Annotated in this window: 27 protein-coding genes; 15 read left to right on the top strand and 12 right to left on the bottom strand. The window is 37.8% G+C overall.

Features of this window, described 5'->3' with window-relative positions:
* The coding region (locus tag IQ226_RS01765; protein WP_143336292.1) for a transposase at positions 1-111 on the top strand (111 nt) is incomplete at its 5' end.
* Positions 112-150: 39 nt separating this feature from the next.
* Here the strand turns inward: IQ226_RS01765 and IQ226_RS01760 are convergent.
* Positions 151-942: an IS5 family transposase gene (locus tag IQ226_RS01760; RefSeq protein ID WP_193891322.1), complete on the bottom strand. Its 792-nt coding sequence runs from the start codon at positions 940-942 to the stop codon at positions 151-153.
* A gap of 99 nt (positions 943-1,041) precedes the next feature.
* Between IQ226_RS01760 and IQ226_RS01755 the strand changes: the two genes are divergently transcribed.
* Positions 1,042-1,350: a hypothetical protein gene (locus tag IQ226_RS01755; protein ID WP_228039191.1), complete on the top strand. Its 309-nt coding sequence runs from the start codon at positions 1,042-1,044 to the stop codon at positions 1,348-1,350.
* A gap of 155 nt (positions 1,351-1,505) precedes the next feature.
* On the opposite strand, the gene IQ226_RS01750 is transcribed toward IQ226_RS01755, so the two are convergent.
* Complete coding sequence (locus IQ226_RS01750) at positions 1,506-2,621, bottom strand: ABC transporter permease (protein ID WP_193891319.1); 1,116 nt, start codon at positions 2,619-2,621, stop codon at positions 1,506-1,508.
* Between the two features lie 214 nt (positions 2,622-2,835).
* On the opposite strand from IQ226_RS01750, the gene IQ226_RS01745 reads away from it, so the two are divergent.
* From IQ226_RS01745 to IQ226_RS01735, 3 genes are all read left to right on the top strand, one after another.
* Positions 2,836-3,987, top strand: a complete 1,152-nt coding sequence (locus tag IQ226_RS01745; protein ID WP_193891316.1) for an aminotransferase class V-fold PLP-dependent enzyme — start codon at positions 2,836-2,838, stop codon at positions 3,985-3,987.
* A 344-nt stretch (positions 3,988-4,331) separates the two neighbouring features.
* Positions 4,332-5,405 carry a glycosyl transferase gene (locus IQ226_RS01740; RefSeq protein WP_193891313.1) on the top strand — a complete coding sequence of 358 codons (1,074 nt, stop codon included), beginning with the start codon at positions 4,332-4,334 and terminating at the stop codon, positions 5,403-5,405.
* Between the two features lie 86 nt (positions 5,406-5,491).
* Positions 5,492-5,905, top strand: a complete 414-nt coding sequence (locus tag IQ226_RS01735; RefSeq protein ID WP_193891310.1) for a secondary thiamine-phosphate synthase enzyme YjbQ — start codon at positions 5,492-5,494, stop codon at positions 5,903-5,905.
* 99 nt (positions 5,906-6,004) lie between these two features.
* Here IQ226_RS01735 and rppA read toward each other — a convergent pair whose 3' ends face one another.
* The gene (gene rppA, locus IQ226_RS01730) at positions 6,005-6,697 is read right to left on the bottom strand and encodes a two-component system response regulator RppA (protein WP_193891307.1); all 693 of its coding nucleotides are present in this window, start codon (positions 6,695-6,697) and stop codon (positions 6,005-6,007) included.
* Positions 6,698-6,772: 75 nt separating this feature from the next.
* Between rppA and hisG the strand changes: the two genes are divergently transcribed.
* Positions 6,773-7,417 carry an ATP phosphoribosyltransferase gene (hisG, locus tag IQ226_RS01725; RefSeq protein ID WP_193891304.1) on the top strand — a complete coding sequence of 215 codons (645 nt, stop codon included), beginning with the start codon at positions 6,773-6,775 and terminating at the stop codon, positions 7,415-7,417.
* A 49-nt stretch (positions 7,418-7,466) separates the two neighbouring features.
* On the opposite strand, the gene IQ226_RS01720 is transcribed toward hisG, so the two are convergent.
* Together IQ226_RS01720 and IQ226_RS01715 are read right to left on the bottom strand one after the other, a co-directional pair.
* Positions 7,467-8,855, bottom strand: coding sequence for a cytochrome c biogenesis protein (locus IQ226_RS01720; RefSeq protein WP_193891301.1), 1,389 nt, complete (start codon positions 8,853-8,855; stop codon positions 7,467-7,469).
* A 3-nt stretch (positions 8,856-8,858) separates the two neighbouring features.
* Entirely contained in the window at positions 8,859-9,599 is a 741-nt protein-coding gene (locus IQ226_RS01715) for a cytochrome c biogenesis protein CcdA (protein WP_193891298.1), read from the bottom strand.
* A gap of 240 nt (positions 9,600-9,839) precedes the next feature.
* Between IQ226_RS01715 and IQ226_RS01710 the strand changes: the two genes are divergently transcribed.
* Positions 9,840-10,247: an NUDIX hydrolase gene (locus IQ226_RS01710; RefSeq protein ID WP_193891296.1), complete on the top strand. Its 408-nt coding sequence runs from the start codon at positions 9,840-9,842 to the stop codon at positions 10,245-10,247.
* 56 nt (positions 10,248-10,303) lie between these two features.
* Here the strand turns inward: IQ226_RS01710 and IQ226_RS01705 are convergent, their stop codons facing one another.
* The 3 genes from IQ226_RS01705 to psaK all read right to left on the bottom strand — a co-directional run bounded on the left by IQ226_RS01705 (position 10,304) and on the right by psaK (position 12,951).
* Positions 10,304-10,798, bottom strand: a complete 495-nt coding sequence (locus tag IQ226_RS01705; RefSeq protein ID WP_193891293.1) for an ureidoglycolate lyase — start codon at positions 10,796-10,798, stop codon at positions 10,304-10,306.
* Positions 10,799-10,938: 140 nt separating this feature from the next.
* Positions 10,939-12,282, bottom strand: a complete 1,344-nt coding sequence (locus IQ226_RS01700) for a protein kinase (RefSeq protein WP_193891290.1) — start codon at positions 12,280-12,282, stop codon at positions 10,939-10,941.
* A 408-nt stretch (positions 12,283-12,690) separates the two neighbouring features.
* Complete coding sequence (psaK, locus tag IQ226_RS01695; RefSeq protein ID WP_193891287.1) at positions 12,691-12,951, bottom strand: photosystem I reaction center subunit PsaK; 261 nt, start codon at positions 12,949-12,951, stop codon at positions 12,691-12,693.
* Positions 12,952-13,178: 227 nt separating this feature from the next.
* Here psaK and IQ226_RS01690 point away from each other — a divergent pair, with 227 nt between their 5' ends.
* Positions 13,179-13,613 (top strand): SufE family protein, encoded by a 435-nt coding sequence (locus IQ226_RS01690; protein ID WP_193891284.1) that lies wholly within the window; start codon positions 13,179-13,181, stop codon positions 13,611-13,613.
* Positions 13,614-13,701: 88 nt separating this feature from the next.
* Here the strand turns inward: IQ226_RS01690 and IQ226_RS01685 are convergent, their stop codons facing one another.
* Both IQ226_RS01685 and IQ226_RS01680 read right to left on the bottom strand, forming a co-directional pair.
* Entirely contained in the window at positions 13,702-14,022 is a 321-nt protein-coding gene (locus IQ226_RS01685) for a DUF2973 domain-containing protein (RefSeq protein WP_193891281.1), read from the bottom strand.
* A gap of 243 nt (positions 14,023-14,265) precedes the next feature.
* Positions 14,266-14,580 (bottom strand): DUF2605 domain-containing protein, encoded by a 315-nt coding sequence (locus IQ226_RS01680; RefSeq protein ID WP_193891278.1) that lies wholly within the window; start codon positions 14,578-14,580, stop codon positions 14,266-14,268.
* 394 nt (positions 14,581-14,974) lie between these two features.
* Between IQ226_RS01680 and thrS the strand changes: the two genes are divergently transcribed.
* The 5 genes from thrS to IQ226_RS01655 all read left to right on the top strand — a co-directional run bounded on the left by thrS (position 14,975) and on the right by IQ226_RS01655 (position 18,224).
* Positions 14,975-16,795: a threonine--tRNA ligase gene (gene thrS / locus IQ226_RS01675; protein WP_193891275.1), complete on the top strand. Its 1,821-nt coding sequence runs from the start codon at positions 14,975-14,977 to the stop codon at positions 16,793-16,795.
* A 63-nt stretch (positions 16,796-16,858) separates the two neighbouring features.
* On the top strand, positions 16,859-17,107 hold the full coding sequence (locus IQ226_RS01670; RefSeq protein WP_193891272.1) for a hypothetical protein: 249 nt from the start codon (positions 16,859-16,861) through the stop codon (positions 17,105-17,107).
* Between the two features lie 38 nt (positions 17,108-17,145).
* Positions 17,146-17,562, top strand: a complete 417-nt coding sequence (locus IQ226_RS01665; RefSeq protein WP_193891269.1) for a XisH family protein — start codon at positions 17,146-17,148, stop codon at positions 17,560-17,562.
* A 41-nt stretch (positions 17,563-17,603) separates the two neighbouring features.
* Positions 17,604-17,885, top strand: coding sequence for a XisI protein (locus IQ226_RS01660; RefSeq protein WP_255539948.1), 282 nt, complete (start codon positions 17,604-17,606; stop codon positions 17,883-17,885).
* Positions 17,886-17,888: 3 nt separating this feature from the next.
* A complete protein-coding gene (locus tag IQ226_RS01655) occupies positions 17,889-18,224 on the top strand; it encodes a XisI protein (RefSeq protein ID WP_193891264.1) in 336 nt (111 codons plus the stop codon).
* Positions 18,225-18,590: 366 nt separating this feature from the next.
* Here the strand turns inward: IQ226_RS01655 and IQ226_RS01650 are convergent, their stop codons facing one another.
* Complete coding sequence (locus tag IQ226_RS01650) at positions 18,591-18,782, bottom strand: hypothetical protein (protein ID WP_193891262.1); 192 nt, start codon at positions 18,780-18,782, stop codon at positions 18,591-18,593.
* Entirely contained in the window at positions 18,757-19,215 is a 459-nt protein-coding gene (locus tag IQ226_RS01645) for a DUF29 domain-containing protein (protein WP_193891260.1), read from the bottom strand. Before IQ226_RS01645 ends, IQ226_RS01650 begins: the two co-directional genes overlap by 26 nt.
* Before the next feature lie 201 nt (positions 19,216-19,416).
* On the opposite strand from IQ226_RS01645, the gene IQ226_RS01640 reads away from it, so the two are divergent.
* Both IQ226_RS01640 and IQ226_RS01635 read left to right on the top strand, forming a co-directional pair.
* Entirely contained in the window at positions 19,417-21,105 is a 1,689-nt protein-coding gene (locus tag IQ226_RS01640) for an NAD(P)H-quinone oxidoreductase subunit 4 (RefSeq protein WP_193891257.1), read from the top strand.
* A 176-nt stretch (positions 21,106-21,281) separates the two neighbouring features.
* On the top strand, positions 21,282-21,893 hold the full coding sequence (locus IQ226_RS01635; RefSeq protein ID WP_193891255.1) for a hypothetical protein: 612 nt from the start codon (positions 21,282-21,284) through the stop codon (positions 21,891-21,893).
* Positions 21,894-21,898: the final 5 nt, after the last annotated feature.

Below are 21,898 nucleotides of genomic sequence, written 5' to 3'. Positions count from 1 at the left end.
ATTAATAATAAACTCAAATTAATCAAAAGACTTGGATATGGATTTCGCAACTTTAGTAATTTTAGATTACGTAGTTTATTAAACTGGCACTTTAGTATTAATTCTCCATAAAAGGGACGCAAGAGCCGAAAAGTTTTGATGGGTAAAATTTTATGCTAATCGCCTCACCATGATCCGAATCATGGCAAGGTAAATAAAAGTCTCTGATGTTTCCGGTAATAACTCATAATCTCTGACCAATCGACGACACCCCATCAGCCAGCCGAAAGTGCGTTCTACTACCCATCGCTTTTTGAGTAAGGCAAACCCCTTAGTTTGCTCTGGTCGCAGCACCACCTGCACAATCCAACGACAAATGTCCATGACCCACATCATGAAGGCTGGACCATTAAACCCACCATCAGTCCAAATAGTTGTCAAGCGAGAAACCTGAGATCCCATTTCTTGGACGCGCTTGAGTACTTGTTTGCCGCCAGATCGTTCTGGCACATTGGCGGCGGTGACTAACACCCGCAGAATCAATCCCAATGTATCAACGGTCATAAACCGCTTCCGCCCTTTGATTTGTTTGCCCGCATCATATCCTACTTCCTGACTCACCATCGCCGCACTTTTTACACTTTGACTATCGATTATGGCTTCTGATGGACTGGGATGACGTTCCGCTTCGATTCTCGTACATTCTCGCAAACTGTCATGAATTTTCACCCAAGTTCCGTCTCTACGCCAGTTGCGAAAATAAGTATATACAGTTTGCCAAGCTGGAAAGTCCCCTGGCAACGCCCGCCATCGCACCCCTTCTAGCAAGACATAAAAAATCGCGTTCATGACTTCCCACATATCGACTTCACGCTTGCGACCACCTTTTTTGGCTTCTGGAATCATGTCACTCAACAATTCATATTGGGCGTGAGTCAAATTACTGGGGTATGCTTTACTCATGTTACTCTCTCGGTGCTGTGTTCTTTCTATTCACAGCTTACACTGGGAGAGCTTTTTTACTCACTCACCGACTTTTCAAACACCCTCTTAGAGACGATCTTGGTTTACAAATTAAGTAATTTAACTCGTCAGGAGATTGAAGCAATGTTTACTCTAGATGAATTAAAGCAAACAAGGTATTTTCGAGAAGTTGCGGAGGAAGCGAAAGTACAAGGTAAGTTAGAAGGTAAGTTAGAAGGTAAGTTAGAAGGTAAGTTAGAAGGTAAGTTAGAAGGTAAGCTGGAAACAGTACCTTTGTTATTACAGTTAGGTTTGACTGTGGAACAAATAGCCGCAAATTTGGCTGTGGATATTGAAGCGGTAAGAAAGGTTGCGGAAACATCTGTTAATGAAACTCCTTCAGAGTAATTAGAAGAAATGGAAAGTGATTAGTTCGACTGATCACTTTTTTAGTATTTTGCAATTAATGGTCTAATTTCTACTCCTTGGTCTTTTAAGGCTTATTTCAAGTCAAACTTTAACTTTTATTCCTATCTACTGAATGGTTATGCTATCAGACATTATTACCTTTGCAAACTACGAGGATCAAGAGCATCACGTAAGCCATCACCTAATACATTAAATGACAAAACAGTGATAATAATCAAAATTGCTGGCGGTAAAATTAGCCAAGGTTGTAATACTAAAATAGAAGCATTACTAGCTAAAGAAAGCATATTTCCCCAAGAAGGATCTGGTTGTTGAATACCTAAACCGATTAAACTTAATACTGCTTCTGCTCCAATAAAACTAGGAATTGTTAAAGTAGCAGAAATAATAATGTAAGTTGCAGTTTGTGGTAAAACATGACGAACAATAATATAAATGGGATTACCACCCATGACCTTTGCTGCTTGCACAAATTCAAGTTCTTTGATTGATAATACCTGTCCGCGAATTATCCTCGCTAAACCTGCCCAACTAATTACAGAAGTGATGATAATGATTAATAAAAATCGCTGAGTGCTGGTTAATTTTGGACTCAAAATCCCTGATAGTGCTACTAATAAATAAATACTCGGAAAGGTCATCAATACTTCTGCTAAACGCATGATGATACTATCAATTATTCCGCCAAAATAGCCGGAAATACCACCAATAAGCAAAGCCAATGGATAGGTAATGATAATCCCAAAAATACCAATAAACATACTAATTCGACCGCCATGCAACAGCCGACTAAATTGGTCGCGTCCTTGTTCATCTGTTCCCAAAATATTCAATTTTGCGTCACCGATAACCCCAAACAAATGCCAATTTAAAGAAATACCAGGAATAATTGTGACTTCCTGCCATTTTGGTGGGAGGGAAATACTTAAATTGAATAATTGATATTTAGGTCCAGCCACAAATAATCTTAATGGTGAAGGTTTTGTCTGGTCTATAATTATTTTTCTTTCCCCAGTTTCTAAGTTAGTATCGCCTTGTGTTGTAGGATATACATGGGGTCCAATAAACTGCCCTGATTGAGATACCCAATGAATCTGAGTCGGTGGCAGTAGTGAACCATTGGTTTGTGAATCATAAGGGTTATAAGGAGCGATGAAATCAGCCCCAATTACTGCTAAATAGAAACAGAAGAGGACAATTGCCCCAGTTCGTGCTAAAGGGTTTTTGTTGAGTCGTTGCCACCAATTCATAGTTTTTGACGTAAAAGTTAATGTTGATTAATTGTTGATAAAAGTATATATCAATAGATTAGATAAATCAGTGATAAATTTTGTCATGGGGATTTAACCCCAACACAAAACTTGCTACCTGTAGAGGTAGGGGTATTAAACCCTTTCATTGACTGTCATATCCTTCATTCCGTGAAATCCTTAAATCAGTGATAAAAAACCGCCAACCTATTTTATGAATAACCTGCATCACCATCGCTCACAATTTCCCGCTTTAAGTAATAAGCTTTATTTTAACTACGGAGGACAGGGGCCAATGCCGCAAAGGGCTATGGATGCTATCACCCAATCTCAAGCCCATATTCAAAGTGTAGGTCCTTTTGGGAGTGATGCTTATGCTTCGATCGCACCGCAAATACAAGCCAGTCGGGAGGCGATCGCCTCTATACTAAGTGTACCATCTGACACAATAACTCTCACTGGTAATGTCACAGTCGGTTGTAACATTGCAATGTGGGGCATTGATTGGCAACCCGGTGATCATCTTCTCCTTTCTGACTGTGAACACCCTGGTGTCATTGCCACTGCCCAAGAAATTGCCCGTAGATTTGCGGTAGAGGTTACTACCTGTCCCTTAATGGCTACTTTGAATGAGGGAGATCCTATCAGTATTATTGCTGAAAATCTCCGTCCCACAACCCGTTTAGTAGTTCTAAGCCATGTTTTATGGAACACAGGTCAAGTTTTACCCATTGATAAAATTGTACAAGTATGCAAAAGCAATAATTCTCTGTTATTGATAGATGCGGCTCAATCAGTGGGCGTTCTCCCTTTGGATTTAACTGCTTTGGGTGTAGATTTTTATGCCTTTACCGGTCACAAATGGTTATGCGGTCCCGCTGGTGTGGGTGGTTTATATGTAAGTCCTGAAGCCAGGGAAAATCTGCACCCTACTTTCATTGGCTTAAATGGAGTAATTACCAATAATCAAGCCCAACCGACGGGCTGGCAACCAGATGGACGCAGATATGAAGTATCTACTTTACCAACTTCATTATATATTGGTTTAAAAGAAGCAATTACAATTCATGAACAATGGGGAACAGCACAGGAAAGATATGAGCAAATTTGCCAAAATAGTAATTATCTCTGGCAAAAATTAAACTCTTTACCTAATGTTAAATGTTTAAAAAATTCACCTCCAGGAAGTGGATTGGTTTCCTTTCAATTAACTAATCAGCCTAGTTCTAAATTAGTACAATCTCTAGAGTCAGAGAATATTTTAACACGAACAATTGCCCATCCTAATTGCATTCGTGTAAGTGTTCATTATTTAACATTAGAATCAGAAATTGACAAATTAATAGCAGCTATAGAAGGCGACTAGTAGTCTGTCAAATAAATTTTGACGGATAAAGGAATGAACCACGAAGACGCGAAGAACACGAAGGAAGGAAGAAGGAAAGAAGGAAAATTTATTTACCCGTCAATTAGTTCTTGACAGACTACTAGTACCGCAAGGCGGAAGTCAAAAGTCAAAATGAAGACAGTATAGGCTTTTGGAGGATTTAGAATGGTTGGTTTATTTACGCCGTTTTGTACTAGAAGTCACTGCTAAACAGACAAAACCCACCTTTGTGGGTTAAATTATATTAGTCCGCGACGGCGGACTTTGCTTGTGTAGTAGTGATTTCTAATCGCCCAATACTCTTTTTAACTTTGTTTTAAATCATGAAACGACCAACTATATATATAGCCATCACAAATCACGGTTTTGGTCATGCTACCCGCACAGCTTCCATCGCTAACACCATCCAAAAATTATATCCTGAAGTATTATTAATACTAGTCACCACTGCACCTCGTTGGTTACTGGAATCTTATATAGAAGGTGATTTTATTTTACGTCAACGGGCGTTTGATTTAGGTGTAATTCAAGCTGATAGTTTGACAATGGATAAACCAGCAACTTTAGCAAAACTGCGAGAAATTCAAAAAAATCACCAATCCTTAATTGCTTCAGAAGTTAATTTTATTCGTCAAAATCGCGTTGATTTAATTTTAGCAGATATTCCTTTTCTAGCTGCTGGATTTGCTGAAGCTACGAATATTCCTTGCTGGATGGTTAGTAACTTTGGTTGGGATTTTATCTATCGAGATTGGGGGGGAGAATTTACGGAAATGGCTGATTGGATTAGTAATTGGTATAGAAAATGCGATCGCCTATTTCGTCTTCCTTTCCATGAACCTATGTCAGCATTTACCAACATTACAGATGTCGGTTTAACTGGTGGTTCTCCCGATTTTACTATTGATGAATTACGCACTAATTGGGAAATAAGTACACCACCAGAAAAAACCATTTTACTGACATTTGGTGGTTTAGGCTTGCAAGAAATTCCTTACACTAATATCAGCAGATTTCCTGATTGGCAATTTATTACTTTTGATACCTCAGCCCCAGATTTACTTAACTTAATTAAAGTTACAAATCATCAATATCGTCCTGTGGATTTTATGCCGATTTGTGGGAGAATTATTTCTAAACCTGGATATGGGACATTTTCAGAAGCTACCCGTCTAGAAATACCAGTTGTTACTATTCCCCGTGATGATTTTGCCGAAGCAGCTTTCATGTTAGCCGGAATTACTAATTACAATCATCATCAAATTCTCACAGCACCAGAATTTTTTCAAGGAGATTGGAATTTTCTTGATCAATCACCCCAAGCACCAAAGCTGCCTAACATGATCACCAAAGATGGGAATGAAACAATAGCCCAAGCTGTGATAGATTATTTGTAAGTATTCAGATCCCCTACTTCTACCATTGATTCATTATTTATTGATATCATTGAAAAATTAGTCGGGGATATTACACCATGAGGATTATGACCCACTACCAAAAACTATTAAGAGTTTCCACCAATGGAAAATCATTTCACAATATTACCGCCAAAATTGAAGCTATTGTTGCCGAATCTGGTATAGAAACTGGGCTTTGTAGTTTATTTTTACGTCACACCTCAGCTAGTTTAGTAATTCAAGAAAATGCTGATCCTGATGTATTAGTTGATTTAGCTAATTTCATGGCTAAAATAGTTCCAGAAGGAAACCATTACATTCATAATGCTGAAGGACCAGACGATATGCCAGGACATATCCGCACAGTTTTAACCCATACCTCCGAACAAATTCCCATTAATCGTGGTCATTTGGTATTAGGAACATGGCAAGGAATCTATGTTTGGGAACATCGTCAACAGAATAATGTGAGAGAGTTAGTAGTTCATATTTCTGGATAGATTTAGTATATCAACCAGAATTAAATTGTGATCAAACATTCAAATAATTTATCAAATTTTCAATGCTAACCTACTTAGACAGAGAATTTATGTCCTGGTTTATTCAATTCCAGTCGAACCAAAACGATAACCTTTACCATAAACAGTATGAATCATTGGTGTTTTACCCACTCCTTCTAGCTTGCGACGCAACAGACGAATTAAAGCCGCAATCACATTACTATTAGGTTGTTCCTCATTTTGCCATAAATGCTGCAAAATTTGAGCATGAGTCAGTAGTTGTCCTGAATTTTCCATAAAGTATTGTAACAACTGACTTTCTTTTTGAGAGAGTTCTATAATTCTTCCGTGACGATAAGCTATTTGATTTTCTATATCCAGTTCCAAATCGGCTACAACTAACTTTCCTTTTGTACTACTATAAGATTCTGTACCAGTACGACGTAACAAAGCCCGGACTCTTGCCAGTAATTCCCGTAATTCAAAAGGTTTGACTAAATAATCATCAGCACCCGCGTCCAAACCCTGCACTCTATCGTCCAAAGTATCTTTTGCCGTTAGAAATAGCACAGGAACTATTTTCCCTTGCCGACGTAATTGCTGACAAATCTCTAACCCCGTTTTTCCCGGTAACATCCAGTCTAAAATCAGTAAATCATAACTGCCTATTGCTGCTAAATTACTGCCACTTATTCCATCATCAGTAGCATCAACACTGTAACCTTCACGAGTTAACAGACGACTTAAAGGCTCAGTTAGTTCGACTTCATCATCAACCAATAAAATTTTCATTATGTTAGTAGTGAGCAATATAGATATATTCTCAATATAGTGAACTGCAAACACATCAAGAATACCAAAAAAAGAATGTTAACTGTTGCAATACCCAAAGGAGAACTACTTAAACCTAGTCTCCGCATATTACAATCTCTAGGATTAGATTTTAGTGCTTTTTTAGAATCAGGCAACCGCCAATTACAAATTCCTGATGCCACTGGACAGGCAAAAGCGTTGTTAGTCCGAGCGCAAGATGTACCTGTTTATGTGGAATATGGTCAGGCACAATTGGGAATTGTCGGCTACGATGTCCTGAGAGAAAAACAGCCCCAAGTTGCCCAATTAGTGGATTTAAAATTTGGATATTGTCGGATGTCTGTGGCTGTAAAAGCTACCAGTTCCTACAAATCTCCTTTAGATCTACCTGCTCATGGTCGAGTTGCTTCTAAATATGTAAATTGTGCGCGAGAATATTTCCAAGGTTTGGATTTACCAATAGAAATTGTCCCCTTATACGGTTCTGTGGAATTAGGTCCAATTACCGGAATGTCGGAAGCAATTGTTGACATAGTTTCCACAGGAAAGACCTTAAAAGAAAATGGTTTAATTGAAATTGCGACTTTGTATGAAAGTACAGCCCGCTTAATTGTTCACCCTTTAAGTTATCGGTTGAATACAGGTAATTTATATCAATTAATTGAACAAATGCGATTAGGACTTCTCACAGCAGTTTAATTTAGTTTCTCAGATCCCCGACTTCTTGGAGAAGTCGGGGATCTGAAATTTAGGACTTTTTGACGTTATTGACAGAACTAAGTTGATCTAAAATTGCTAAAATCTCTTGTTCAAATGCAACTTGAGCGCGGTTAGTTTTTCCGCCAATATACAAAGTTTTGCCCTTTTGTAAAGCCCAAACTTGGGAATGGGAAAAATAACTCATAACTACACCCAACATCAACAAACCAAAACCTGTATAAACAATAGGAATACCAGGATCAAATTTGATTTGTAACCCCGTGCTACCCATAATGTCAATAATTTGCAAATTTACGCCATTTACAGGGATAGACATTCCTGCACGCACAGTATTAATTAATTTACCTTGAGCATCATAAATTAATACCATGCCTTGCAAATCCTTGGCTAAGAGAGAAACACCTTCACTTAAATCAGGTTTAGTCGGAATCCAAGTTCCCCAAATTCTCCCTCTACCTTTGGTGTCTAATTGTACCATTGGTAATTGAAAAATTGGACTTTTATTTAACCTCACCCGAACATTAGAAATTCCCCAATCTGTTTGATAGAAAACGACACCATGATAACGGAGAGGTTTGTTAACATAAATTTTCTCATGGTTAACTTCTTGACCATCATTATTCAACACAGACATATCTGAATAAAATTGGTCAATTCCCCCCGTTGGTGTGTAATCAATCCAAAAGCGATTGACACGCACAGACCAATCTTTTAACACATCTTTCGATGACCAAGCACCAGCATCAACAATATTCTTTACCTGGAATGTATCGCCGCTAGTAATCATTTCTTGAGCCATGAAGCCCGTCATTGCACCCCAAATTCCTCCCAGCAAAATAGCCACAATACCAATATGAACAATGATCGGACCAATGCGCCCAACTATCCCTTTACGGGCATAGAGAATATCATCTTTTTCTGGATTCGTTTCTTGAAATATGCGATAACTCTTTTGCTGCAAAATTGGCGGAATTGATGACAAACAAACACCCTCTAACTCAGCACTCAAAGCTAACTTTGTAAAGTTGCGAGGTTCTTCGTAATATTTCCACTTTTGAGCAGCTTTGAGGGCTGGTAATTGCCGAGTAAAGGTACAAGCTGTTAAACTAGTTCCAAATAAAACTAATAAACTCAAAAACCACCAAGTTCTATATACATGATCTAATCCAACTACTTGAATAACTTTCCAAGAAAGAAAACCAAATAAAGCAGGATGTTCTGGATAATTAGATTGGTAAAAATCAGGCAATTGTCCCTGTTCAATGACTGTACCACTAACACTAAATAAGGCAATAACCAGTAATAGGATAATTGCCAACCGTAAATCAGTTAATACAGGTAAGATTTCCCGGCGGATAAATCGTCCGGGGATTAACCACCAACTTAATTCTGTGGATGTTGTCTGATCTGAAGTCATTGCTTAGAAACTACCAATAGGAATGCGAGAAAGTAGAGAAAAAACACCAAACCCTACTAATAATACACCGCTAACAGGATTGATCCAACCAGACCAACGGCGCAATTCTAATAGTTTTTTAATTGCAGCAGTAAATGTACCTGCTAGAATTAATGGAGTTACATATCCGGCTGTGTAAGAAAGTAGTAGAACAGCACCTAACACTAAATCTTGAGTATTAGCAACCCAACCTAATAAACTGGCTAACACTGGTGTGCTACAAGGGGAAGCGACTAACCCAAATGTTAAACCAATCAAGTATGAACGTACTCCGGCAGGTAAATCTGGAGAAATCCAATTTGTTTCATTCAAAGTAGGAAATTGTATGGGTAATGCTTCTAATAAGTTTAGTCCCATAATAATAGCGATAATGCTCACAATAATTGGTAAACCAATTCCTATCTGTCCATAGACTTTACCAACTAAACCTGCGAGGATTCCCATACCTGCTAATGTAGTTGCTAATCCCAACGCAAACCAAGTTGATTGGGCTGCTGCTTGCAAACGACTTTTAGCTTCATAACCACCAATATAACCAATGGTAATGGGCAGCATAGACAGCATACAGGGCGTGAGGCTGGTCAGCAAGCCAGCCAGAAAAATAATGCCAATGCTGACGAAACTCAGGTGAGTGAGTTGGTTTGCAACAAGGGTGTTGGCAAATTGCTCAAGTTCGTAAATTTGGGTTTCTAGAGTTTCTAGCATGAGGATGTTTAAGGAGGAAACGCTTACTCTGTCTGCATTTTAACCTATTTTGGGTGATGAAGTCATAAAATTAGGTAGCATAGTGCAAATCATACTTCCGGATTTTTGTGAAAAATTAATGAATTTATAGTAGAGATGACCCGAAATCAGATTAATTGTTCTAACATTTGCCTTAATGGCACATTATCATCAAATACACATTTAAAATTAACAATACTCATTCAGAAGGAATCTACCACCATGACTCGCAAAGCCAACAAGATCTTACAACAATCTGGAGTTATTCCCTATCGAATCAACGACGGAAAAGTTGAAGTTTTATTGATTACCACTCGTAGCCGTCAAGGTTGGGTAATTCCTAAAGGGGGACTTTGTAAAGGGATGAGTCCCCATGATTCAGCAGCGAAGGAGGCGTGGGAAGAAGCGGGAGTTGTCGGTAGAGTCACAACTGAAGAGTTAGGTAATTATAAATATCGAAAACGCGGGAATATCTATCAAGTAAATTTATTTTTATTACCTGTAGAAATAATCTTAGAAGATTGGCCAGAAGCTACCGCCAGAGAAAGAAAATGGTTAGAGGTTAATGAAGCCGCCGAATTAGTCAAGGAAACTTCACTCAAAAAAATTATTCAAAATTCATGGATATAGACACCTATCCAGAATATCCAGATCCCCGACTTCTTTAAGAAGTCGGGGATCTTACTTTAAATCATCTCAAAAGCTAAATTATGACTTTTGAGAAAATTATGAGTAAAATGATCTACTACATTTGTATCACTCAATTCTAAATTGTAAAAATCTACAAACTCATGATCAAAATATGGTCCTGCGTGCCAAGTTCCTACACTTAATTTAATAAAACAACTTCCTGGAATGCGAAAAGCTGTAAGTTTTGATAATAGAGGTTCATTCATCTCATTATTAGGTGGACAAACTGCCATTAACCAATCTTTACCATCTAGAGAACCTAAACATTGAGTACATTTGATATGACGAGTAATTTGGTGAAATTTCCGGCCGTTTTTTTGCAATCGCATAATATAAAAACGGGGAATACCATTTTGTAAATTTAACTGTGCATCTTCTTGATCAAAATTTTTCCCATCTTGACTTGCATATATTACCTGGCCATAAGGTTGAAAATTTTCTGGTGTAATCAATTGAGATGGTAGTTCTTGTATTGTTGATAATGCACTCATAACTTATTTAAGTAGGTTAGCATTGAAAATCGTCGTTATGGCAAGGCAAGAGGCAAGAGGCAAAAGTGAAGAGGGTTTGGGCGATTTTACTTTTCTTTACACAGATTGGTTTTATTGTGTTCACCTACTTACTTGATAGTTTACAGACAATCTAATAAAGCCTGTTTAAATTCTGCTGCTGTTTGAAAATAAATTTGTGGTTTTTCCTGCAAAGCTAAATCTATCACCTTTGCCAACTTTTGGGGAATACCATGATGACGCTGAAGAATAGGAACAGGACTATTTTGTAAAACTGATAACCAGGGGTCACCTGTAAAATTACGGGGAAAATATCCCGTCAGCATATTATATAAACAGGCTGCTGTTGCCCAGATATCAATTTCTGGCAATTCGTCTTTAAAATTTAGCACCTGTTGACGGGGCATAAATGCAGGTGTTCCCATCTTTGTCCCGGTTAAAGTTTGTCCACTTAACCCAGCTAAGTCAAATGCTTTGGATAAACCATAATCTCCTATTTTTACAACTATTTTATCGTTGATTTTACTGATGAAAATATTATTTGGTTTTAAGTTTTGATGAACTAACCCCTTACCTTTAGTTATTATGCCATCAACTGATTTAATGTAGGGAATTTCGACTTGATGGGCATATATTAAACCATCGAGAACTTGTAAGGTTATATCTACGGCAATATCAATAGGTAAACGCCACCCTGATCTTTGCATAAAGTCCCAAACATTACCTCCTGAAAAATATTCCATTGTGAAAAAGAAAGTATTTTCCACAAAGCCATAATCTAACAATTGCACAATATTAGGATGTTGTAAAATCTTGATGTTTTCTGTTGCTCTCAAAAACATTTCTATCCGATTTTTTTGATTCGCAACCGCAGGTAACATAATCTTAAGAGCGATGGATTTCTTGGTTTGAATATCCTTGGCTGCAAATACTTCTGCAAAGTCACCTTTACCTAATGACTTGGTTAAACTATAGCCAGAGATACTCTGAAGACTAGCATGACCACTTTGAGATAAATTTATAAGTTTTTTAGCAGCGGTTAAAAAGTTCTGTTGTTCGTTTTCTTCTGGGACAGGTAAATCTGGTATTTTGTTTAATTGGTCTTCTACTTGTACGCCAATTTTAAAAAGAATATCACCCAGTTTAATTTCATCACCGTCTTGTAAATTGTATTCGGGAAAGCTTAATCTTACAGCTTCTTGGGCAGGTTGTTGCCTTTGTCTTTGGCCAATTTTTTTACCGTTTACAAAAGTACCATTTAAACTTCCTAAATCTCGCACACGAATATCTGGAGGGTTAATATCAAGTAAACAGTGATAGCGGGAAATGGTCATATCCACCTTATCAGCTATTTGCAAGTTACAGTCATCATTTCTGCCAACAATACAAGTGCTGCGAGATTCAAAAACATATTGTTTTCTAGAAAGTTTACCCTGTGTGATGGTAAGTATAATTTTAGATGGCATTTTTAATAATTAATAATTCAAACTTGAACTAGTGCTTATGGGAAGTTAATTTGGCGTTGCTGAATTGAGGTATGAAATTCCCAAATTAAACCTTTAAAACTCCAACCTCAGTGCGTCTGTGCGCCTTTGCGTGAAACTAAAATTCATACCCTTAATCAGCAACGCCGTTAATTTCTATAGCATAACAGATTCATGAATGCTTAGATTGTCATTGGATAAGTTATAAATTATACTCAAAATTTACTCGCATATATTTATAGCAACGGACAAGGCGGTTAGGACATCTACCAATGCTAAAACTTAGACACTAAGAGACTTTTAGCACTGTCACCTGCTATAGTTAAAGCTAAATTATAAAAAAGGGAGAAGAAAAATATATTTCTCTCCCTAATTTTTAATCAGCAGAACTTAGATTTTACCAATACTGTGTAATCCTAGAATAATACCTGCTCCCAAAATATGCCCAAAGGAAGCAGTTGCTAATACCGCAGGTAAACCAAAACCACCGAAAAATTGAGGTGCTGGTAATTCTGGTTTAGCGTTAGGACGCTCAATAGTAAATTTGCCAATAGCAATAGCGAAAATATTGGCAATAATCATAATTATGCCAATATTAGGACTCCATTCTAGAGATGTGGTGGCTGTAGCTAGTAAGCTTGAAGTCAACATCTGAGTTACTCCTGATATTTTTGGATGTTTGACAATATCATCCAAATATTGAGTAATAAAAATCTATATAACTGCTTACTTTGTAGCAAATTTTAACATCTGTTTTTACTTCTTAATAGAGACAACTGCTGTACTTAATCACAATTTTTGATATTTGCCGCTGTCTTGATGGTATCTGGAATGGCTGGTAATTGCTAAAATAAGGGTAATTATTTCCTGGATTGATCATGTCCTCAACTCTTGATTCCTTACCGCCAGCACTGAATAAAATCGTCCACCGCTTTCAACGCGCTACAGAACCTAAACGACGCTATGAGCAGTTAATATGGTACGCTCAAAAGCTACAAGAATTTCCTGAAAACAGAAAAATTCCCGAAAATAAAGTTCCAGGTTGCGTTTCTCAGGTGTATGTTACGGCATCATTAGAAGATGATAAAGTCATGTTTCAGGGTGATTCTGATTCCCAGTTAACGAAGGGATTGTTAGCATTATTAATAGAAGGATTAAATGGATCAACACCTACAGAAATAGTCCAGCTTACTCCTGATTTTATTCAAGAAACTGGCTTAAATGTGAGTTTGACTCCTTCCCGCGCTAATGGTTTTTACAATATTTTCAAAACAATGCAAAAAAAAGCTTTGGAATGTAAATTAGAAAATTAGGGACAGGAGATTCGACAACGCGAACACTTTTTCAGGCTTTACAATAGACACGGGGCAACCACGGGGGGTTGCCTCTACAATTGATAAATTATGCTCCTTCTGAGCGATCGCTTTTTTGACTAGGAGAGGATTCGTAAAGAGCATCTAACTGTTCCCGTGCATCCTCAATATTAATTGAGCGCATGACTAACAGTGGTTCTTTAATCATGTTACCTGCGCTATCTAACAATTCAGGATGGGAAACATACTGCTTTCTGGCTGCATAATAACCAAAGCCACCTTGTGATGATTGGTTGGCTGGATATGTCCGTTCTCTATCGAAACTGAACATGATCAGATTCCGAATTAAATTACCGACAGCCATAAATGCCAAAACGGTAAAGGCTAAAATATATAGTAGGTGTAGCATTGAATTTTCCTCCAAAACAGTACAGGTTAAAATGTTATTTCGTAAAACTTAAAACTCCGCAAATAAACGATTCGCGGTAAAAGAGAATGTAAAATTCCTTACTTGTGCGCCTATGTTATCTGATGCAATCCTTATATTCAGATTAAGGTAACATGAGACACATTATTTTTTTATGAAAACAATGTTAAGAATTGTCTAGTATCTTTACAATTTCCACTTCATTTAGATTTTGCCAGGGATTTATTATTCCTTGAATTGACCTAAACGCATTCCTACACCCCAACATTCTGTAACCAATTGATGCCAAGGCATGACAGTTGCCATATTAATTCCCACTTGCTTTTCAATTGCTGTAAACAACATTCTGGCTGTATTCAGTTCACATTGTGCATCTTTGACTCGTTTTAGTAAGTCTAGTTGCTCTTGTTCACTCATGAATCGGATTTTCTCATTTTCCAGGATGTGACGATATCGCTCAAACCAATATTGAAAATCCTCTAACAGCGGTTCTAAGACTGATTTCAGTAAATCAGCACTTGGTAAATTTGAGTCTCCCATATATGAGAAGCATATTTCCTAATTCTTTTTTTATATTAACGTTATTTACGATTCTTAACAATCAATTCATGACTTCCCACACCAAAAACTCTGTAACTTGGTGTCTAAGGCATGATTATATAAATTTGGCAACAGTTTTGTAACTTTCTTTGGGGGTAAGTGTTGATACCTCTAAAGGAAGAAATTCAGAGAGTCAAGGAGTCAGGAGGAAGAAGAAAGAAGAAAGAAGAAAGAAGAAAGAAGAATAGTTTTCACCAATGACCAATGACTAATGACTAAAAGCTTGCGATCGAGCTAAATTAGGAGAAACCATAGCTAGTGGACTATTATTTATTTTGTAAAGATATTTTTTGTCAAGTTTATTTTTAACACTTCGCCAAAAGTTTAACAGCCAATGTCGCCAAATCAAGAAATCCAAGTAGTCGAAAAAATCTATTTACCCCGGACCAGCGAGTCAGAAACTTTAAAAAAGATTCGCCATACAGCTTCCCATATTATGGCAATGGCAGTACAAAAGCTGTTTCCCAAAGCGCAAGTCACAATTGGTCCCTGGATTGAGAATGGGTTTTATTATGACTTTGATAGTCCAGAACCCTTTAGTGATAAGGATTTGAAAACCATTCAAAAAGAAATGGTGAAGATTATTAATCGCAAATTGCCGTTAATTCGGGAAGAAGTCAGCCGAGAAGAAGCACAACGCCGCATTGAAGCTATCAAAGAACCTTATAAGCTAGAAATTCTGGCTGACATTAAACAAGAACCTATCACGATTTACCATTTGGGAGATCAATGGTGGGATTTGTGTGCTGGTCCACATTTGGAAAATACCAGCGAAATAAATCCCAAAGCTATAGAATTAGAAAGTGTTGCTGGTGCTTATTGGCGGGGAGATGAGAAAAAAGCCCAGTTGCAGCGTATTTATGCTACGGCTTGGGAAACTCCCGAACAATTAGCTGAGTACAAACGCCGCAAGGAAGAAGCTTTACGCCGTGATCATCGTAAACTGGGTAAAGAACTGGGGTTATTTATCTTTTCCGATTTAGTCGGTCCTGGTTTACCCTTGTGGACTCCGAAAGGGACTTTGTTAAGAACGATTTTAGAGGACTTTCTCAAAAAAGAGCAGTTAAAACGGGGTTATTTGCCTGTTGTAACTCCCCACATTGCTAGGGTGGATTTATTTAAGACATCAGGACATTGGCAGAAATACAAAGAAGATATGTTTCCTTTGATGGCTGAAGATCAGGAAGCAAGAGCCATAGAACAGGGTTTTGTCATGAAACCGATGAATTGCCCTTTCCATATCCAAATATACAAGAGTGAATTACGCTCTTATCGGGAATTACCGATGCGGTTGGCGGAATTTGGTACAGTTTACCGTTATGAACAATCGGGAGAATTGGGTGGTTTAACCAGAGTGCGCGGTTTTACGGTTGATGATTCTCATTTGTTTGTGACTCCTGAACAGCTAGACAGCGAATTTCTGAATGTTGTAGATTTGATTTTGAGTGTTTTCAAAAGTCTGCAATTAAAGAATTTTAAAGCTAGATTGAGTTTCCGCGACCCGGCCAGTGATAAATATATTGGTGGGGATGAAGTTTGGGATAAAGCGGAAGGGGCGATTCGTCGCGCTGTGCAACAATTGGGAATGGAGCATTTTGAAGGCATTGGGGAAGCGGCTTTCTATGGTCCAAAACTTGATTTTATCTTCAGTGATGCTTTGGAACGAGAATGGCAATTGGGAACGGTGCAGGTAGATTATAATTTACCTGAACGGTTTGATTTAGAATATGTGGCTGAAGATGGTTCGCGTCAACGTCCAGTAATGATTCACCGCGCACCATTTGGTTCTTTAGAACGATTAATTGGGATTTTGATTGAAGAATATGCGGGTGATTTTCCCTTGTGGTTAGCGCCTGTGCAAATCAGGTTATTACCTGTAGGTGATCTTCAGTTAGATTTTACCAAAGAAGTGGCAGCGAGGATGGTTGCGTTAGGGATTCGGGCGGAAGTGGATTTGAGTGGCGATCGCCTGGGTAAGTTGATTCGTAACGCCGAAAAGGATAAAATACCTGTCATGGCGGTGGTTGGTGCGAAAGAAGTAGAAGCCAACAGCTTGAGTATCCGCACCCGTGCTTCTGGGGAATTGGGAGTGATATCTGTGGATGAAGTTGTGAATAAAATACAAGAAGCGATTACTAATTTTAGCAACTTCTAAAACTTCTAAAAAACCTGGCTGGGTAATTCCCAGCCAATCAACAAATTAACTCAAAATTAAACTATGAGTACCACAAAAGAACAAGTACAATCTCTTTTACAGCAACTTCCAGATGATTGCTCAATTGAGGATATTCAATATCATTTATATGTAATTGAAAAAGTGCGTCGTGGTTTAGAAATTGCTGATAAAGAGGGGACTATTTCACAAGTAGCAGTAGAAGATTATTGTCTGAACAAAGCGATGGATGAATCTATGAATACATCATTGCTAGATCGTAATCAAGCCTTAGCTTATCTTGAGGAAGAATAATCTTGAAAGTTCCATAATATTAGATTAAGATTATAATTATGCCAGCTAAGGATATTTATCACGATAGTGTCAGGAAAGCTCTGGAAAAAGACGATTGGATAATTACAGATGATCCATTAACTCTTAAAATCGGCAAAAAAGATATCTTTATTGATTTAGCTGCTGAGAAACTGTTAGCAGCAGAGAAACAAGGAAAAAAAATAGCTGTTGAAGTTAAAAGTTTTATCGGTTTATCAGAAGTAGAAGACCTCAAAAATGCCCTTGGACAATATATATTGTATGAAAAAATATTAGAAAGGATAGAATCAGATAGAGTTCTTTATTTAGCAATTCGTGATACTGTATTCTACAAAATTTTTACAGAAGAGATTGGCAAAATTTTATTAGAAGACAACACAATCAAATTAATTGTATTTGATTCACAAGAGGAGAAAATAACCCAATGGATAGAATAGAAACTTATCGAAATATAATTCGCAATGTTCTTAAATCTTATTTGAATATTTCCTATGCTAATGCTAATATTCGTAACCGAGCAGCATTTGATTCAGAAAACGATGAATATCTAATTATTTCTGAAGGTTGGACAGAAAAACAACACTTGCATAGTTGTTTAATTCATATTGAGATAATTAATGATAAAATTTGGATTCAGTGTGATAATACAGAATATGGTGTTGCTAATGAATTAATGCAATCCGGTATTCCTAAAGAAGAGATTGTTTTAGGATTTCATGAACCTAACGTTAGACAATATACAGGATTTGCAGTAGCTTGAATTATGGATAAATTAACTAATTATCGTCAAGTTATTGAAAAAATTCTCACTGAATATGCTGCTATTCCCTATCATTATGGAGATTTAAAAGCAGAATTAATTATTAGCAAAGATGAAAACCGTTATTTGGTGATTACATCAGGATGGGAAGATGAGGCTAGAGTTCATGCTTGTATTATTCATCTGGATATTATTGATGATAAAATCTGGATTCAAAGTGATAGTACAGAAGATGGCATCGCTTTAGACTTGTTAGCAGCAGGAATACCCAAAGAAAATATTGTTTTAGGATTTCACCAACCTAAGATCAGACAATATACAGGTTTTGCAGTAGCTTGAATTTTAGAGAAATCTCTAATGTTAATTAGGAGAAAAAAATACATCCTAAATCCTGTTAATCCTTGAATCCTGGACATCCTGATTCTGACAGCATCAGGTAACAGACATTTTCAAATTATAAATTACGCATTAATACATCCTGTAAATCTTTTATTTTTTAATTCTCAATTTTGACTTTTGACTTTTGACTTTTGACTTCCCGAAGGGTGTCCTGATTCTGACAAAAAAATCTATCTGTAAATTGCTGATCTCTTTTCTGTGCGGAACATTTACCGATAGGGTTGGATTTCTGCAATAGACATCTCCAAAAAAGAATGTAGAGACGTTCCATGGAACGCCTCTACAAGGGTTCTAGGATACGCATATTTAATTTCTGGAGATGTCTAGTAAGGTATCTTCTATATACTGGCGCACATCACGGCTAACATAACAATCACTATTTAAGCATTCTAGTAGAAAGTTATTGGCATCATGATATTTTTGCAATAATTCTTTTTGTTCTTCGCTGAACTGCCAATAAATGATAAATTGACTAAGAATATTCCCAAAACTTCTCACTCAAAAGCACATCAACATTCAGGCTAAACTCCCATACATCAGGAAACTGAAAACTAGGATAATCTTCCCTCACTTCCATCAGCGCCTCTTGCCAAGCTTGATCTAATACTGCTGTAAAATATCGCTTCAGACTAGGGGATTGTTTAAGAAGAATTCTTAATTGACGACGTTGTTCTCGAATTGTCACTTCCCAGCCACGATGATCATATTCACTATTAACATAAATCCGTTTTAATAGATGCACCCATAGCACAATTAGACGGCTTTCAACCTCAGCCCTATCCCTACTCGCCAAGATTTCCATCTCCTCAATTAAATGTTCCACATCCAAACCGTGAAAATCTCGCGCCTTGAGTTTTAGGATTGTCTCCTCTAACCAGAGGTACTGATCTCGATTGTCAAGACCTGTTTGAGCCAATTGAATTTCAGTCATTGATTTAACAGTACATCTAATAACTTATTTTAAATCATCAGGGAGACAAAGGAAAATAGTTTCAATCTCCTCAATCCTAAGCATAAGATTTATTTAGGTATATATTCTCTTATGCTAAACTGGGGGAAAAACTTATAAAGAAATTGTTAAAAAGTTTAGTACAATAACATCATCAACCAATAAGTATTTTTTCCTATTGACATGATAGCGGATCATTTTCCTTGGCTTACCGCGATTGTCCTATTTCCACTTGTAGCATCCTTGTTCATCCCTGTATTGCCAGATAAAGATGGCAAACTTGTCAGATGGTATGCACTTGGCATAGGTATTGCTGACTTTATTTTCATGTGTTATGCCTTTTGGCAACATTACGATGCCAGTAATGCGAATTTTCAACTGGTAGAAAATTATGTCTGGATGCCTCAGTTGGGCTTAAACTGGGCTGTTTCTGTGGATGGTATTTCCGCCCCCTTGGTACTTTTGGCGGGATTTGTCACCACACTGGCGATTTTTTCGGCTTGGCAAGTTGACCGGAGACCAAAGCTGTTCTATTTTCTCATGCTTGTGTTGTATTCTGCACAGGTTGGGGTATTTGTCGCCCAAGACTTGCTGTTATTTTTCATTATGTGGGAAGTCGAACTCATCCCTGTATATTTACTCGTTTGTATTTGGGGTGGACAAAGGCGACGCTACGCAGCTACAAAATTTTTACTTTATACCGCAGCGGCTTCTATATTTATCTTGGTAGCAGCCCTGGCAATGGGGCTATATGGCGGCGGAAATGTAACTTTTGATGTTGCAGAACTTGCCCATAAAGAATATCCTCTGACTCTGCAACTACTACTATATGCAGGTTTGTTAATTGCCTTTGGCGTAAAATTGGCGATTTTCCCCTTGCATACTTGGCTACCGGATGCTCACGGTGAAGCATCTTCTCCAGTATCCATGATTTTGGCGGGTGTGCTGTTGAAAATGGGCGGATATGGACTAATTCGCCTAAATCTTGACCTACTTGCCGATGCTCATGTTTACTTTGCCCCGGTTCTAGCTATTCTCGGTGTTGTCAACATTATCTATGGTGCTTTAAATTCCTTTGCCCAAACGAATATGAAACGGCGTTTGGCTAATTCCTCAATTTCTCACATGGGTTTTGTATTAATAGGAATTGCCTCTTTTACCGATTTGGGTATCAACGGTGCAATGTTGCAGATGATATCCCATGGTTTAATTGCTTCCGTGTTATTCTTCTTGGCTGGTGTAACTTATGACCGTTCCCGCACAATGGTAATGGCAGAAATGGGCGGTATTGGTCAAGCTATGCCAAAGGTGTTTGCCCTGTTTACAATGGGGGCTATGGCATCTTTGGCTTTACCGGGAATGAGTGGCTTTGTGGGCGAACTTTCAGTATTTGTGGGTATCACAACTAGCGATGTTTACACCTCTACATTCTGCACCGTTACCGTCTTTTTAGCTGCTGTGGGAGTCATCCTCACACCTATTTATCTACTTTCCATGCTGCGTGAAGTATTTTATGGTTCTGGTGCAGCCCTGATTTGCGATATTAACAATGCTAATTTAGAAAATCAGGAAGATGAAGGAACGGCTTGTTTTGGGACAGATTGCCTGTTACCAACGGAAACTGTATACACTGATGCCAGACCCCGTGAAGTGTTTATTGCTGCCTGTTTTCTGTTGCTGATTATTGGCATTGGTTTCTACCCCAAGGTGGCTATGCAAATGTATGATGCGAAAACTGTGGCTGTCAATGCTCATGTTCGCCAATCTTATACCATTATTTCTCAAACCAATCCTCATATTTATGCGAGTGGATTCTTAAATCCGCAGATTCCAGCGACTGAGTTAACACCTGTTTTGGGAACTTTAAAATAGGTAACTGACGACTAACACAAAGTGTGGAGAATATATCCTCTAGCAGTAGTTGGGGGATTTTTTCTTCAGCTTTTTGAATAGTTATCGAGTGACTAACTTTATCTCTAGGACAAAGAGAGTTAAGATACACAAAGTTTCCCAACTTTTTCTATAGAATTTTTGTACTAATTAAACTCATGAATGCTGCTACCTTAATTCGCTTGACATCTTTATCACTCATAGTATTTTTGGGACTGCTATCACCTGCCTATGCTAAGGGAAAAAAGGTATCTAATCCTGTTAGTCAAGCCAAACCTGCTGAAAAACCAAAACCAACGGAACAACCGAAACCTATTGATACAGATCAACCTAATACCCTGAGTCCCACAGGAACAAGTAATAATCTTTTAAGTATAGAGGGGGGCGATCGCTTGATGAAAGAATCAACCGAAGCAGTTTCTAGTCAAAACTACGCCCTAGCAGCCAAAAAACTCCAAGAAGCCCGTCAAGTTTATAATCAATTATCCACCTTTTACCAAGACCTCAACTCTAGTTTTGCAGGTATTGACATTCGCGCTGCCGATGCCTACCGCAAAAATGCCTTAACAACTGCCCAAAAGCGCGATGAAGCCACCTATCAATTAGCCCTAGTACATCGAGCGCAAAATCGGACAGAATTAGCCATACCTTTACTAGTGCAAGTCATCAAAAGTCAAAACCCTACCAGAGAACTAGGCACAAAAGCATACCAACAATTATTTGAACTAGGTTTTGTAGATGTCCCCTTTCCTCGTCAAGGTAAAAAATAATCGGC

The organism is Dolichospermum sp. LEGE 00240, assembly GCF_015207875.1.
Taxonomy (GTDB): Bacteria; Cyanobacteriota; Cyanobacteriia; order Cyanobacteriales; family Nostocaceae; genus Dolichospermum; species Dolichospermum gracile.
The sequence above is the reverse complement of the archived record's forward strand: the minus strand, read 5'-3'. Positions and strand labels throughout refer to the sequence as shown.